The 14946-nt window shown below is 50.9% G+C and carries 7 protein-coding genes; 3 read left to right on the top strand and 4 right to left on the bottom strand.

Going from position 1 to position 14946, the window contains the following annotated elements; all coding sequences use genetic code 11:
* Nucleotides 1-6: 6 nt before the first annotated feature.
* Nucleotides 7-762 (top strand): HesA/MoeB/ThiF family protein, encoded by a 756-nt coding sequence (locus ACXAGC_RS16745; protein WP_474845621.1) that lies wholly within the window; start codon nt 7-9, stop codon nt 760-762.
* A 10-nt stretch (nt 763-772) separates the two neighbouring features.
* A complete protein-coding gene (locus tag ACXAGC_RS16740; protein WP_474845619.1) occupies nt 773-1897 on the top strand; it encodes a M14 family metallopeptidase in 1125 nt (374 codons plus the stop codon).
* A 98-nt stretch (nt 1898-1995) separates the two neighbouring features.
* On the opposite strand, the gene ACXAGC_RS16735 is transcribed toward ACXAGC_RS16740, so the two are convergent.
* Nucleotides 1996-4359 (bottom strand): zinc-dependent metalloprotease, encoded by a 2364-nt coding sequence (locus tag ACXAGC_RS16735; protein WP_474845967.1) that lies wholly within the window; start codon nt 4357-4359, stop codon nt 1996-1998.
* A 357-nt stretch (nt 4360-4716) separates the two neighbouring features.
* Between ACXAGC_RS16735 and ACXAGC_RS16730 the strand changes: the two genes are divergently transcribed.
* Complete coding sequence (locus ACXAGC_RS16730; protein ID WP_474845617.1) at nt 4717-5757, top strand: M14 family metallopeptidase; 1041 nt, start codon at nt 4717-4719, stop codon at nt 5755-5757.
* A gap of 3 nt (nt 5758-5760) precedes the next feature.
* Here the strand turns inward: ACXAGC_RS16730 and recD are convergent, their stop codons facing one another.
* From recD to recC, 3 genes are read right to left on the bottom strand one after another with little or no spacing between them, the layout of a single operon-like run.
* Nucleotides 5761-7614: an exodeoxyribonuclease V subunit alpha gene (gene recD, locus ACXAGC_RS16725; protein ID WP_474845615.1), complete on the bottom strand. Its 1854-nt coding sequence runs from the start codon at nt 7612-7614 to the stop codon at nt 5761-5763.
* A complete protein-coding gene (gene recB / locus ACXAGC_RS16720) occupies nt 7611-11207 on the bottom strand; it encodes an exodeoxyribonuclease V subunit beta (RefSeq protein WP_474845613.1) in 3597 nt (1198 codons plus the stop codon). Before recB ends, recD begins: the two co-directional genes overlap by 4 nt.
* Entirely contained in the window at nt 11204-14539 is a 3336-nt protein-coding gene (recC, locus tag ACXAGC_RS16715) for an exodeoxyribonuclease V subunit gamma (protein ID WP_474845611.1), read from the bottom strand. The genes recB and recC overlap by 4 nt, the downstream gene beginning before the upstream one ends.
* Nucleotides 14540-14946: the final 407 nt, after the last annotated feature.

Raw genomic sequence — 14946 nt, 5'->3', positions numbered from 1 at the left:
ACTACTATGCCAGATACTTTAACGCATACTCAAGCTATGCGATACAACCGGCACATCGTGCTGCCACAGTTTGACCTGGAAGGTCAGGAAAAACTGCTCAACAGCAAAGTATTAATCCTTGGCGCCGGAGGCCTGGGTAATACGGTTGCCCAACTCATGTGCACTGGCGGCGCGGGAACAATCACACTGGCCGACGATGACAGAGTGGAAGCACACAATCTTCCCCGACAAATTCTGTTTACGCCAGAAGATTGCGGTAAATTGAAAACAGAAGCGGCCCGGCAACGTTTACTTGCACTCGTGCCGGAGTGTGTCATTCATTGTGTTTCCGAAAGGCCGGATGACAACGTGCTGAGCTGTCTGGTAGAAAGCCATGACATAGTTATTGACTGCACAGACAATCTTGCCAGCAGAAAGCAAATCAATGCAATCAGTTACCGCCTTGGTAAACCCCTTGTCAGCGGTGCTGCCATCCGTTTTGAAGGTCAGCTTTTTGTCAGCATACCCGGCAGCGATAAAGCCTGCTATCAATGTGTGGAAAAACGCTTCAGTATGACAGAACTGAGTTGTAACGAAGCAGGTATCCTTTCTCCGGTAGTCAGTATCACCGGTGCCTGCCAGGCGCAACTTGCCATGCAGGTACTGACCGGTTTTGGTACATTACCCGCCGGTGAACTTCACCTTTTTGACGGCCTCACTTTTCAATGGCAAAAATTTACTGTACCACCGCTGCCAGACTGCGACATTTGTCAGCCAAAATAAAAGAGATGTTATGACAATAATGACGAAAAACCACATGGTGGTTGCCCAGAATGCTTCAGGCCGCAGCATGAATGTGCCTGTTTACCGTTTCACGGGAGAAAAACCCGGTCCTGTAGTCTATATCCAGAGCTCTATCCATGGCGCTGAAGTTCAGGGCAACGTGGTGATATACCAGTTAATTCAGGCGCTGAAAGATCAACAGATTGCCGGTGAAGTCATCCTCGTCCCGAACTGTAATCCCATTGGCACCAACATCAAAGCCGGTGAATACACCCTGGGGCGCTTTGACCCGGTCAACGGCACAAACTGGAACCGCGGCTATTTTTATGATGAAGAAAAGGTCCTGGCGTTTGCAGAAACGGTGCAGGACAATGACGATATAGCCACTATCCGCAACGACTTCCGTCATTACTGGGCAGAATGTATTGCCGAAAAGCTGGCTTCGCCCTGGGGACTCGGGCTGGCTCAACAACTTAATCTGAAGTTACAGCAACTGGCTGTGAATGCTGATTATGTGCTGGACTTACACAACGGACCGGTATCCACAAGACACATTTATATTCCTGAATATGCCAGAGACGCGGCCAACCAGTTTAACTTTCCTCACTGTATTTTTATTCCTAACAAATTTGCCGGTGCACTGGATGAAGCCACGTTCTGTCCCTGGTGGACACTGCAGGATGCACTGACAACAAGGTTCGGCCGGCCTTTCGCATTCGGTGTGGAAGGGTTCACTCTTGAAATGGGTAGTCAGGAAGTGATTCAGTTCTCTGAAGGAAAAGTGGATGCGCTGAGTATTCTGACTTACCTGACACAAAAAGACGTGTTACCGGCATCCACGCTGGAGCCTGCCGGGATGGACCGGATCGGCGTGGCGCTCAAAGACTACAAAACATTATTCACCCAGTGGGGCGGTATGGTGGAGTACTGCGTTAAACCCGGTCAGAAAGTCACACGGGGCGACACGATGGCGAGGGTCCTCAACATTGATGAACTCGATACAGAGGCCGGCTGTTTTACCCTGGAAGCCCCCTGCGATTTAATTCCTATGCTTCATTTTCCGTCCGCATCGGTGCTCAGCGGCACCCAGTTATTTAAGGTATTTACAAACTATACCTACCTGACTACGGCCTGAGCAGAAAAAGAACACAAATAAAAACGGCGCATGATGCGCCGTTTTTTTATTCCGTATTACACCGGTTATTTAGCAGACAAACTGCCTGCTGACACTGCTTAAATGGGTGAACCGGGTGGCAGAGGTTTAGGTTCGAATGCCCCCGGCCAGCTGCCTGTTTCAAAGTATACGCCGAGTTGTTTATGTAACAGCTCAGAGCCCGGCAATTTACTTTTATCATCCAGCCACTCGTCAAGCTCCATAAGCGCATCATTCAGCGCCAGTTTCGCTTCCGGCGCCAGCTCATCTGCCGTTGCCGCTTTAATGACAGCGTTCAGCGCCACCATGCGTAATCTGGCATTCAGACCATAATCAGCCTGCTTTTTGTCATACCAGTGCATAGCAAAAATACGGCCGGCAATTTCTGCCACGTCAGGGATCCCTTTCGACTGGCTGGCCTGCCAGGAGACACGGTTCAGGCGTTCAGGATGCAGTAACAGGCTGTAACTGAAGTTAGCTGCGGCTTCTGCGGCACTGACAGGGTCGAATGCCAGTCCCATACGGCTTTTGAATTGCTCACGGGTAATATCATCGCCGAATGCCGTTGGCGGGATAAGGGCAAGCACTTCATCCGGTAAGCGCAGGAAAGCCGGTGACGTCGCTTCAAGCAATTGTTTCAGTGCCCGCTTCTGACGCTCTGCAGCAACAAAACTCACACCTTTTGGTTTGCTGTAATCACCTTTGCGCTCATATTCATAATTCAGGCCGCCAATCTGCTTGGAAACAGCTTCCAGCTGATAACGGTGAGACAGATAAACCGGCACAAGTACGTCTTCAAGAGACGACAAACTGGCATTATCAGGAATAGAATTCATTCCAAAGTTTTTCAGCGCCAGACTACGAATACCGGCTATTTCATCAAAGGCATCCAGCGGATCATTGCCGTTGTCCCACATATGACCATTACTTGAAGGGTGATAAGCAGAACGGGTGTCCCAGTCGGTTTTAAATTCGAGACCCTTTTCACGGTCCGATTCAATTAATGCAGCCAGTCCGGCAGCTTCAGCTTCCTCAGAAGCATAGTCCTGGTAGCCGTAAGCAATCGTGTGGAAGTCCCACTTGCCCATACCGGTATCATACGCGTCATCCAGCACGATTTTGTCGTTCTTAACGCTGATAAGGGGATGAGGATAATCCATCACAGACTCCCGGCCGTCTTCACTGGCAGCAAAATTATGCGACAGGCCCAGTGTGTGTCCCACTTCGTGAGCTGACAACTGACGGATACGGGCCAGCGCCATCTCTTTCTGGGCATCTGTTGTCTGCTCACCGTCAAACGGGCTGGTCATACCCAGAGCAATCAGAAAATCCTGACGGACCCGCAACGAACCAAGCGTCACATTGCCTTTAATGATTTCACCGGTACGGGGGTCTTTCACTGAATAACCGTATGACCAGCCACGGGTTGCACGATGAACCCAGTTAATCATGTTGTAACGGATGTCCATAGGATCGGCACCTTCAGGCAATACTTTTACCTGGAAAGCATCTTTATAGCCGATAGCTTCATAAGCCTGATTCCACCAGCTAGCACCTTCTTTAAGCGCACTCATTACCGGTTCCGGAATGCCGGGATCAAGGTAATAAATAATAGGTTCTACCGGCTCACTCATCTTTGCATCAATGTCTTTCTTTTGCAGACGGTGACGGGCTATGTATTTTACTTCAGTAGGTTCAGTAATATCCGTGGCGTAGTCGAAATAATATTGCTTACCGTACCCTGCAAAAGGATGATATGCCCGCGGCGTATAACCCGGTCCAGGTAACTCTACAAACGAGTGATGCAAATGCACAGTGATACTTTCCGCACTGGGGGTAACCTGTTTTACATACTCACCGGGATTAGTACCTGCAAAAGTAACAATAGACTCCAGCTCCGTATTTTTTGGAAAACCTTTGCTGCGTGGAAGAAAAACAGCACTGCGTGACGGGTCAGGTTTATAACTGCCCTGCTTCGCACGGGTAAGACGGTTTGATATACCGTGCACGTCACTGAGCAGATACGACGTATAATCAATCAGGACGTTGTCACCGTTCTCAGCGACTGCGGTAAAACCCGCCAGCACGGAGTCTGCAAAGGCTTCATCAATACTGGCCAGTTCGGCAGCATTATCTGAGACTGAACGGTAACGGGTGTTCAGCTCTTTCATAAGCACTTTGTTACCGTGACGTTCAAACACAATCAGGTGAGCCAGGCCAAGCTGACCACGATCCAGACCAATATCATTAGAACCTACCCCCTGGGGCAGACTGGTCTGCAACAGCATTTGGGTATCAGGTTTATTAACCAGCAGATAAATTTTGTCTGAGCCGGCATCGTAATAGAATGGCAGGTAGCCATCACTGCGGGTCATATCCTTCGTAAAGTCAGATACCGACGGCAGTGCAGCCCACAGATTACTGCTGACAAGCAGCAGCAACATCGAGAGGGATTTGCGCAAAGTGAGTTCTCCAAATTATAAGTTCAACAAGTGTCGTGTCTGAACGTCTGCGACAGGCAGAAAAGCCTGCGCGGATTTATATTTATTATGTTTTAGTGAACGGGAAGTTCCGTTTCCTACCCTACCCTGATTGTTTCACAAGGTGCAAGATCACACGCTGAATAACGCTGGTTTTGCGATTAAACTCTCCCACCTTTACCATGAATGTCGGGTGGAATTTCTTCCGGACGGTGGCCATTTCTGCAGAAATCCTTCCTCTTGATCTGCGTCAACGCATAAAAACCACGGGCAACTATGCTTTCTGTGAATAACGGATCTCATGGCGATACAGGAATAATTATGACGGCGGCATTCCGGAAAACCGATACTGATCAGGACGGCTTCTATCACTTTTATGATGTGGATACCGCACTGCTCCCCGCCTCTGCAACAGATTTCATAACTCAATTGCCCGGCCCGTCAGTACTGCACATCAAAGGGAAGGAAAAAAAGGGGAAAGAAACACCCTGCAGAGTAATTACCAGCCTGCTGCACGGAGACAACAGCAACAGTTTACGAACATTACTGGCTACCATGATCCATGGCGGCGAACCTGCCACGGACATGAAAATTGTGATTATCTCGGTAGAAGCAGCGAAACTGATTCCTCAATTCAGTCATCCGTATTTACCGGGTCAGCGGGATCTCAACCGCTGCTTTCGCGACCCTTTCATCTGCCAGCCCGGACATCCCGCTAATACACTGCTCAACCAGATTGAAAAATGGCAACCCGGTGCGCTGGTCGATATCCACGACTCCTGCGTGCTCACAGAAACCTTTGCCATTTCGGCGACAGAAAACAGAGATACCTGTGCTCTGACGTCTTTTTTCTCCGGCAATCTGCTCTGGTCTCCCCTCAAGACCGGTGCGATTACGGATTTATCTGCAGATTATCCCCTCATTTCTGTCTATGCACCGGCTGAATATACCGGTCTTCAGCGTAGTCAGTTATACAAAGGCCTGATGCATTTCTGGCATACCGAATCAATCCATCCCCGTCAGCTGGTTAACGTACTTAAACAGCCTCGAAGACTTGAACTGAGAAGAAGTGCGGCGCTGACGTATTCAGATAAACCGGTGTTCGGCGTCAATTGCACGTTGCGGCAGGACATATCCGGTCTGAGTTTTACACAGGTCAATCCCGGCGATGTACTCGGATGGGTGGACCATCATAAACTCAGCCATTTCCGCATCGCCGGAAGAAGCCCCAGAGAAGCAGTCAGCACCTGGTTCTGCGCTGACGACCATTGTCTCACAGTGACCATGCCCATGATGCTGATTGTAGTAAACCGGCTGGCAGAAACGGCCAAATCAGATTGCCTGTTTTATTTTCAGGTTTGATGTTCAGCTGTGATGCCAGTTTTCTTCAATGCATGCCTGTAAGCCGGAGAAACGGGTAGCCCGCTGAGCGATAATCTCTTTGATCCGCTGAGTGTGACCTATCATCACACACCCTTTTTTCGCCCGGGTCAGTCCGGTATATAACAATTCGCGGGTAAACAAGCTGGCTGCTTTACCGCTTGCTTCCGGCAACCACATTACCACGCGCTGAAACTCCGAGCCCTGTGATTTGTGTATGGTCATGGCGTACACCGTTTCTACTGCAGGTAACCGGGATAAACTCACCGCCTTTAACGCACCCTGGTCGTCAGTAAACCATGCTTTCAGTTGTTTATTGTCATCCGGCCAGATCACGCCCGTATCACCATTAAACAATCGCTGTGTATAGTCATTTTCCATGACCATCACCGGCCTTCCTGTGTAGTGGATGTCCCGGCCATTCAGCTTGCCGGGCTGCAAAATGCGCTCTATAGACGCATTCAGTTCGCTGACACTTTCTTTGCCGTTGCGCACCGGCGTCAGCCACCGGCATTGCCCCATAGCAGCCAGTGCAGAAGCCGGTGATGTTGCCTGCTGCAATGGTGCGAAGCTGTCTTTTACCAGTTTGGTGAAATCCGTGTTTTCAGGTGGCGGCATGAGCACAACATCTTCCAGGCTCAACAAACCGGTTACCGGCTCACTGACCCGGGTCAGCCGTGCCAGCATGTCATCGCTGTTACCGGTTCTGACCGCCACTGCAATTTCTGCCAGTTTACCGCTGTAACGCTGACTGACTTTCAGAGAAAACACGGTAGTAAGCTGTTCATCGTCGGTGGCAAGACCGGGTAAATGCGGACACAATTTATGTACGTGTGCGGCAAGCTCAGCAGGCACAGTAAGATGACGGTCGTCATCATTGCCAGCCAGCGCTTCAAGCACATTGCCTGACTCAACGGAAGGTAACTGATTGGCATCGCCCACCAGATAGACCCTGGCGTCATCCGGTAAGGCACGGAAAACCCGCGCCATCAGGGCAAGATCCACCATTGAAGCCTCATCGATAATGAGTACGTCACACTGCACCGGATTATCGGAATGATGCCGCGGTCTGACCCGGTTTGGCCGGATCCCCAGTAACCGGTGCAAGGTGCTGGCCTGTGTGACTATACGCGCTTTAAGTGACTCAATATCTGCGCCGGTAATGCCATTGAGGCTGTCACTCACTGACTCTGTTAAACGTTGAGCCGCTTTTCCGGTAGGCGCCGCCAGTTTAATGTTCAGAGCTTTTTCCGACGATGCCTGCAATGCCAGCAGTAAACGGGCTACGGTATAAGTTTTTCCTGTCCCGGGGCCACCGTTAATTACTGCAAATTCCCGTGTCAGTGCACAGGCAACCGCGATCTGCTGCCAGTCCTGTTCCAGAACCGGCGTAACCGGAAACAGATGCCGCCAGAGCTTTTGCAACCGCGTATAGTCTTCATCAGTAAATTGTCTGGCGTGGAGTCGCTGCACGACACCTTTTGAGACAACCTGTTCAAAGTCGTGGTAGCGGGAGGTATAGAGCTTGCCTCTGTGGTAAACCAGCTGTTGAGGATCTTCAAAGGTTTCAGCCAAAGTTCTTGCCAGCCTGATAAGGGGTGTCAGTTCCGCAAACGTTACCCCGTCACATTTCTGTTCCTTATCATCAAACAATTGCTTTCCGGCAATTTCTGCCAGAGGCAGACAGGTATGTCCCTGACGCAAGTGCCATGACAATGCCACCAGCAAATGAAACGCCTCAGTGCGGATTGTGGCATCCACTGCCTGCGCATAATGGCGGGCAAAATAATAATCGATGGATTCGATACCAGCGTAGGTTTTCATTGCAGGTATTGTCATAACGCGACCTCCCGGTTTTCACCTTTGAAGGCCGCATCCAGTGCGAGAATGAGTTCAGCCGCAAGGGGCGTATAGAACACGCCTTCACTACCCTTGTTGTCAGGATGCATGCCGCGTACATAAAGATAAAACACCCCGCCAAGGTGGCGGTGAATGTCATAATCCGGTTTACTGACCGTCAGAAACCGGTGCAATGCCAATGCATACAATAAATATTGCAGGTCGTACAAATGGTGCTGGTTATTGTGCGCCAGCGCATTGAAAGAATAACCGGTGAACGCATCGCCCAGATGGGTGGACTTATAATCCGCCACATAAAAACGGCCGTCATGCTCAAAAATCAAATCGATGAAACCGTGCATCATACCTTCCAGCATGGGACGGGATAGCTTGGGTACTGCCAGCGCGTTATCACCGTTTACTGCGCTGCGGTGCACAGTAAGAATACGGCTGACCGACCACCAGTTAGCTTTCTCTACCGGAAAATAAAATTCTGCCTCCCGCAATGTAACAGGCAGCGACAGGCTGTTGAGGGGAACGCGCAGTCCCGGAGCGCAGAGCGGCGTGGCGAGTACTTCGTCCATCCAGCAGCTGAGCGCGCTAAAATCATCATCACTCAGGCTTAAGCGATTGGCCATACTGCGATGAGACTGCCAGTCTGGCGCAGTAAAATCGGTTACTTCCAGCAAATCGTGCAGCAAGTTCCCGGCCGTTGCCCCTTTTTCAAGGGTAAAACGGATGGGTAATTCGCCTGCAACAGGCTCGTTTCCCGGCACTGCAAGGTCGGTTTCTTCGTCACGGGCCGTCTGTTTAACCGCAATCTGCTGTCTGGTCAGCGCGGTAAAAGAATATAAGCGCCATGCATCTTCAACGGAGCCTCTGAACTGGCTGATTCCCAGTGGTACTTCACTGGCTTGTGCGAAAGCAGTGTGATCAGAATGAGGCTCTGCAGGTAAATCAGCGGCCTGCAAATAGCGGGTATGCCCGCCGTTCTCCTGCTCCACTTTGTTTACCGGTAAGTACCAGCTTTCTCCGGCTTTCACATCAGCGGCTTTACCCAGCGCTGAGCGTTCATTGTTTTTATAGGGGGCTACCCCTAAGTAGCACCGGTGTGCCGCACGGGTAATGGCCACATACAGTAAGCGCATGGCTTCCGCTTCACCTTCATCACGGACCTGTGCCGCCACTTCCTCAGTAGCCCCGAGTTGCAGGGTCTGTTTTCCGGTTTCGCTGTTGTAGTATTTATAAATTGTCAGATCCCGGGTGCCCTGCTTTACCGGGTCACGGTAGCGGCTGGCAAAAGGCACAAAAACCACCGGATATTCCAGCCCTTTAGAACCGTGCTGGGTAATAATTTGAATCAGCCGCGCATCACTTTCGAGACGCTGGATTTGTTCCTCACCATACTGAGGATCATGAACCTGACGGTGCAACCATTGCAGTAGCTGCTCCGGCTGCAATGTGGCCGCCACCTGTTGTTCCAGCACTTCCGCGAGATGCATATAGTTGGTCAGTTGCCGTTCAGTATCCCGGCCGGTGACCCGGAATTTGCGCCGCAGCAAATTCAGTACCACGGCCATACAACCCTGTTTCAGCCATATCTGGCGAAGTGTGCCCACTTCCGCCATGCAGTCTTCCCACAGGTCATCGTCTTCATCATGAAGCATGGCAACGAGCTCTTCGTGGGGATACCCCATCAGCGGACTGGCAAGGGCAGCAGAAAGACGCCGTATTTGCTCACTGTGCCATATGCCGTCGAGTACACGGTATAAATCTGCAGCTTCTGCCGATGCGAACAAAGAGGTACTGGTACTGAGATAAACCGAACCCAGCCCGACCTGCCGCAATGCCTTTTTGACCAGATCGGCTTCCGGCCCGGAGCGGACGAGAATGGCGATATCAGCAGGCTGTAAAGCTGTATCTCCCAACATTGCCTCAGACAGCAAGCGTTGAATCTCGTGACTCATCCAGTTAGCCAATTGCAGGGACAACGTATTGGCATTGGCCGGCGTGTCTTCTTCAGCTTCCAGTACCACATAATTCAGTGCGGCACGCTCAGCAGGATCGCTCAGGGGATGTTTCGCGGCTTTGGCATGCTCAGTCGATTTTACCGGCTCGTACCGGATACCGTAACCAAAGACATCACGGGCTTGCGCTTCGACAGGCGCACCGTAAAAGAGACGGTTATACGCATCAACCATGGGCGCAACAGAGCGCCAGTTTGTATCCATCACCCACCGGTAATCCGCCTGACGGCCAGCTTCCAGATAAGTGAAAATATCCCCGCCTCTGAACCCGTAAATCGCCTGCTTAGGATCGCCAATCATCATCAGGGTCAAATTATCACTGCCGGAAGGATAAACCGCAGATAAAATACTGTACTGGCTGTCGTCGGTATCCTGAAATTCATCAATCAGTGCCACCGGATATAACGCCCGCAGCGCTTTTTTCAGCGTGTCATCGCCACCCCTCACCTTCTGCGCCAGCAGACGGATCAGGTCGTCAAAATCGACAATGCCCAACCTGCGTTTTGCAGTAGCTACATGCTGCCGTATCCATACAAAGCCTTCACAGACCAGTTTATACAGCGGTTGTTGCTGTTCATTTTTTTGTTTTGCCGCGTCCAGCTGCGCCAGCTCTTTTTCCAGGGTATTGATGAAATCTTTAACCGGCTCCAGGACCGCCTTCACCTCTTTCTGTCTGGCATACCTGGTGCCTTTGACAAATTCTTTCGCCGCTTTATCCGGAGCACTAATCCGCTTTGCTTCCAGCCAGTTCAGCAACACTTCCCACTCTGCTGACCGCTCATCCCGCTCACTGTCTTTTCTACTTAAAATCAGTTTCTCGCTGATGAGTGCTTCATGGATTTTCAATTCGCTGTATAAATCATGAAACGTGTGCTGAAAGCGTACTTTCAGGTTGGACAGTCCTTTTTCGTACTGGCGCAGAACAGCTTCATCATCGCAGTATTCCGGTTCCAGCTCACTCTTAATAGCCTGATTAAACTCAGCGATAAACTGCCCGGGCACATGCCAGCCCGCTTCTGCGAGCAGCGCATATTGCTGCGGTTGCAATGCCATAATCCGTATCCAGTCTGCTGCCGCTTCTTCCCAGAGCGCCTGTGTATCCGTTTCAAGCGTCAGAGACATGGGCGAGCCGCTGGCAAACGCCAGTTGGGACAACACGTGATTACAAAAGCCATGAATGGTAAATACCGCAGCTTCATCCAGATCCAGCAATGCCGCTTCCAGCTTTGCCAGCCCCGGCTCACCCGGCGCAACAGCATACAGCGCGTGAAATACCGGATCGGCGCTGTCCGGTAACGATGATTGAGAAGCCGCATGCCGCCACAAATCAACAGCTTCACGAAGAGTTTCAGCTATCCGTCCTTTAATTTCTTCTGTGGCCGCTTTGGTAAACGTCATGACCAGGATCTGTTGCACGGTAAAGTTTTTTTCCAGCAACAGCCGGAGATAAATACGGGTGATATTGAAGGTTTTACCGGTTCCGGCACTGGCTTCAATTAAGTGCCGGCCGCGAAGGGGCATGGCAATAACATCAAGGGGGGAAGATTGCACGGAAGATTCACTCACGAGACTTTTCCATCTTTCTGATTTAACAACAGCGGCACGAAAAACCGCTCTGCGGCTTCACAGGGAAATTGATCCGGTAACAAGCCTTGCGGGAAGAACCAGCGCACATACGGGTCGTCGTTGATGCTCGCCTGCATAAAACCGCTGTCCAGTGCGTTCTCCCAGGTTTTTAAGCCCTCAGGCGACGACAACCATTGTGATAGCGGGATTTGTGGCTTTTCTTTTTTCCGGCCACCGGTATATTTTTTCGTCAGTTCTACTGCCAGCCCGGCAAAACAAGGCACCGGTTCGCTTAATATCTGCCTGTACAATACACCAATTTCTTCAAGACGTTGCTGAGCTTCTTCCATCATGACAGGGTGCCATGTCGCCTGCCTGAGCTCTGCCTGTCCCTTTGCCCATTTCAGATAAAAAACCTGCAGGGGCATATCATTCCCGTTTGCGTTAAAACACAACAACGTCAGGTACTGAGCCATCATCCTTTTAGCGTTCTGCGAACCGTAATGCAGCATTTTAAGGCCGTCGCTGCCAAGCCAGGCACCGGCTTCTAACTGTAATTCCCCAAGATCAGCGCTGACATGGTTCTGCTCTGCCATATGCAAACCCAGGCTTGAAGATAATTGTGCGCCTGCCTGTTCCCAGCTTTCCATCAGTGCAGGTGTCAGCGGGGTATCAGGAAAGTCACCGCTTTTTTGTAACGTTTCTCTCACCAGTGTCTTATCCTGCTGGTGAATACCCGCCTCCGTAAAGGCCCTTAACGCATTAAACCGCAGCAGATTGTTTTCACTGAAGGGCTCCTCATCGGCGAGCAAAGGTTCAGCCTGTTCCAGCCGGACACCCAGCCTCTGACCGGCAAATGCCCGCAGCGGGTTGTCGAAAACACCTGCCATATCGTCTGTGCTGATAACAGCCTGTGGCAACGGGGCAGAAGTAGCAGCAAACTCACCCTGACTTCCGTCAGGTACAGTCGTTACCGCGCCGGCCAGACGGAACCAGCCGCTTTCAAACGATGGCATATCACCGGCAAAGTTGGCCGGACTGAACGGATGTAAAGGTAACTGCCGGACACAGGATGGCTTAAATTCATACCCGCTGCTGAGCACCGCAAGTAATTCTGATAACACCAGGCTCGGCTGACGTTCTGTATTGTCTTTTCCCCGCCGTCCCTGATAACTCAGATACAAATATTCACGGGCAGAGATTAATGCTTCCAGAAACAGGTAGCGATCTTCCAGACGTCTTGAACGGTCACCGGTTTTACGGGGCGTCTTTGCCATTAAGTCGATGCTGAGCGGCGCTGATTGACGGGGAAATTCACCGTCATTAAGGCCAAGAATACACACCACTTTGAAAGGGATGCTGCGCATAGGCAACATGGAACAAAAGGTTACCTGACCAGTGAGGAAGTGGTTAGCCGCATCCGGCGTAGTGAATTTTTTCACCAGCACCGCACGGATTTGACTCAGTGTAAGTTCATCACTGAAACCGGCCTGCTCACAATGGGTTACCAGATCAGCAGTGGCTTTGGATATTGCTTCCCAGCCGGGCATATCTTCCGGTGTAGCTTCAAAACATTCTGCTTTCATTTCATTGAGATAATCATGCCAGTCTTCAGCATTTCGCGGCGCTTTCAATTCTGAGGCGAATAATGAAAGCGCTTCAAGTAAATGGAGCAGCTTACCCAGCAATACTGTACTCTGCCCTTCCACATCAGGAATAGTCAGAATATCGCCGGCTATTGACGGTGAGTCCTTCATAGTCATGCCGGTGAGCAAACGTCGCAATCCCCAGGCCCAGGTAAAGGTCTCAGCCGCTTCCTTATCAAGTAAGGCAGATTTGTGCGCTGCATTTCGACCCCAGTGCACATGTGCCTGGTGCAACCATTCGCTCATCATATCGATGTCTTCAGAGGTAAGCCGGAACTTTCGCTGAACCGGTTCAAGACGCAGATAATCAATGATCTGACTAACCTCAAAGCGACTGTCAGGCAAACTGAGTAACCGTACAAAAGCGGCGATCATAGGTTCGGCATCAAGGGGCGCACGGTCTGCGATGGAGCACGGAATACGGGGGGGGTCAGTATCGCCCGCTTCCGGCGTGCCCACACGGTGAAAAACCGCCTCCACAAACGGAGCATATTCTTCAATTGCAGGACACATCACTACAATATCAGACGGTTTTAATACTGTTTCCCTGTCAGCTGTAGCGGTATTCATTAACGTCAGCAGGTAATCGTGCAATGCCTGAACTTCCCGCAGCGCCGTATGAGCACTGACAACTGTAATGCTGTTGTCTTCGCTGTTAAAACCGGAACGGGCTTCAGGTGCACAGGCATGTAAGATATCCTCCTGCATGGCATGCAGGCGCCGGCCGGCCAGCTCTTCTGCTACTACGGGATCGGTGTCGAATGCGCTGACTTCATAGCTTTCAAGGGGGGTAAGCAGGTTAAACAAATCACGCCCCTGCTGACCCAGATTACCTAACAGGGGGTTGTCCTGCCGGGCTTCCTGCCATTGGGCCAAGCCGGACTCCCGTAACAGTTTCGCCTGCTCTTTGTTACTTTTTACCTCGCCCCAGTAATTCACACTGGGATTAAGGTGAAACACATGGATATGTGTGTGCACAGCCAGTGCATCGAGAAATTGCACCAGTTGCGGAGCCATGGTGTTAATGGCAAAAACAATGATATTTTCCGGTAAGGACAGTTCGCTGCCCCGTTCTGCCAGTGCTTGCATCGCATCGGCATGAAGCCGGGCCGGATGATCGCGGTTCTCTTTTACCAGCGCGCGCCATATAACAGCCTGCCAGACTTCATCGCTGTTACCGGTGTCTGCGCCCTTCCCTTCTTCCCAGGCGAACAGCCACTGAGGCCGGAATAACAGGTATTGTTCGTATACGTCTGCCAGCGCCGTGGCAAATTGAAGGCGCTGTACACTGGCTTCCTCTTCATTACTGCACTGCTGCCAGTAACGGTTTACCGCTTCAGCCTCCGGCAATTCACAGAATGCAGCGCTGCGAATGATGGCGTCTATCCGCCATACCAGCACTTCCCGCCGAAACGGCGACTGCTTCGGCACCCGTTCTTCCCCGAGTATTTTACGTGCGGTATCCCACATGAACCTGACCGGCAAAGGGAATGACAGGTTCATCGCCACGGAACGGTCCTGAGCCAGTGACATGTTCAGCCAGTGTTGCATACCGGGGCTTTCAACCAGAATCGTTTGCGGTGTGAACAGAGTGGCCGTGTCTTCCGACTGGCTCTGTTGGCTAAGCAACGCTGACAATAAAAAACTGAGATGTTCGAGCTTGTTTGAGGGATAAAGGGCTAGCAATGATCACCTGAATTCACGCGTTTTTTTCCATGTTACGGGATAACGTGAGAATGAGCCAGCAGCAAAAAACAGACTAAAGTTCAACAAATAAACGGTTGGCTAAAAAATGGCCTTGAGGTAAAATTATGCGGATAAAAAAAACCCATACAGACCTCAGGACACGAAAAATCTGTATGGGCAAGGTTACGGGCTCACTCGTGACAACCGGTTCGCGGCGTTGCCTGGCACCGGAAAAGGTTAACGCCAGGAGAAAGCACAGATAACACTTTAGATAAGGCACTATGCGTGCCAGAAAAAAATAGCCTATAAAATTCAAAAGCTTAGACTCAACCCCATCAAAAAACTGCGAAAGCAGTTTTTTTGTTTTGGTGCAAACGCACCAAGACAAGGCAACTTGCCAGTGCTTT

Source organism: Alteromonas sp. AWJ4_197, from assembly GCF_056160285.1.
Note: the sequence above shows the minus strand (reverse complement) of the source record. Positions and strands in the feature narration are given on the sequence as shown.

Bases quoted from the DNA above. Each gene is read 5' to 3' on its own strand.
- ACXAGC_RS16730 (WP_474845617.1), top strand. From the start codon at position 4,717: ATGACGGCGGCATTCCGGAAAACCGATACTGATCAGGACGGCTTCTAT.
- recD (WP_474845615.1), bottom strand. From the start codon at position 7,614: ATGACAATACCTGCAATGAAAACCTACGCTGGTATCGAATCCATCGAT.
- ACXAGC_RS16745 (WP_474845621.1), top strand. From the start codon at position 7: ATGCCAGATACTTTAACGCATACTCAAGCTATGCGATACAACCGGCAC.
- ACXAGC_RS16735 (WP_474845967.1), bottom strand. From the start codon at position 4,359: ATGTTGCTGCTGCTTGTCAGCAGTAATCTGTGGGCTGCACTGCCGTCG.
- ACXAGC_RS16740 (WP_474845619.1), top strand. From the start codon at position 773: ATGACAATAATGACGAAAAACCACATGGTGGTTGCCCAGAATGCTTCA.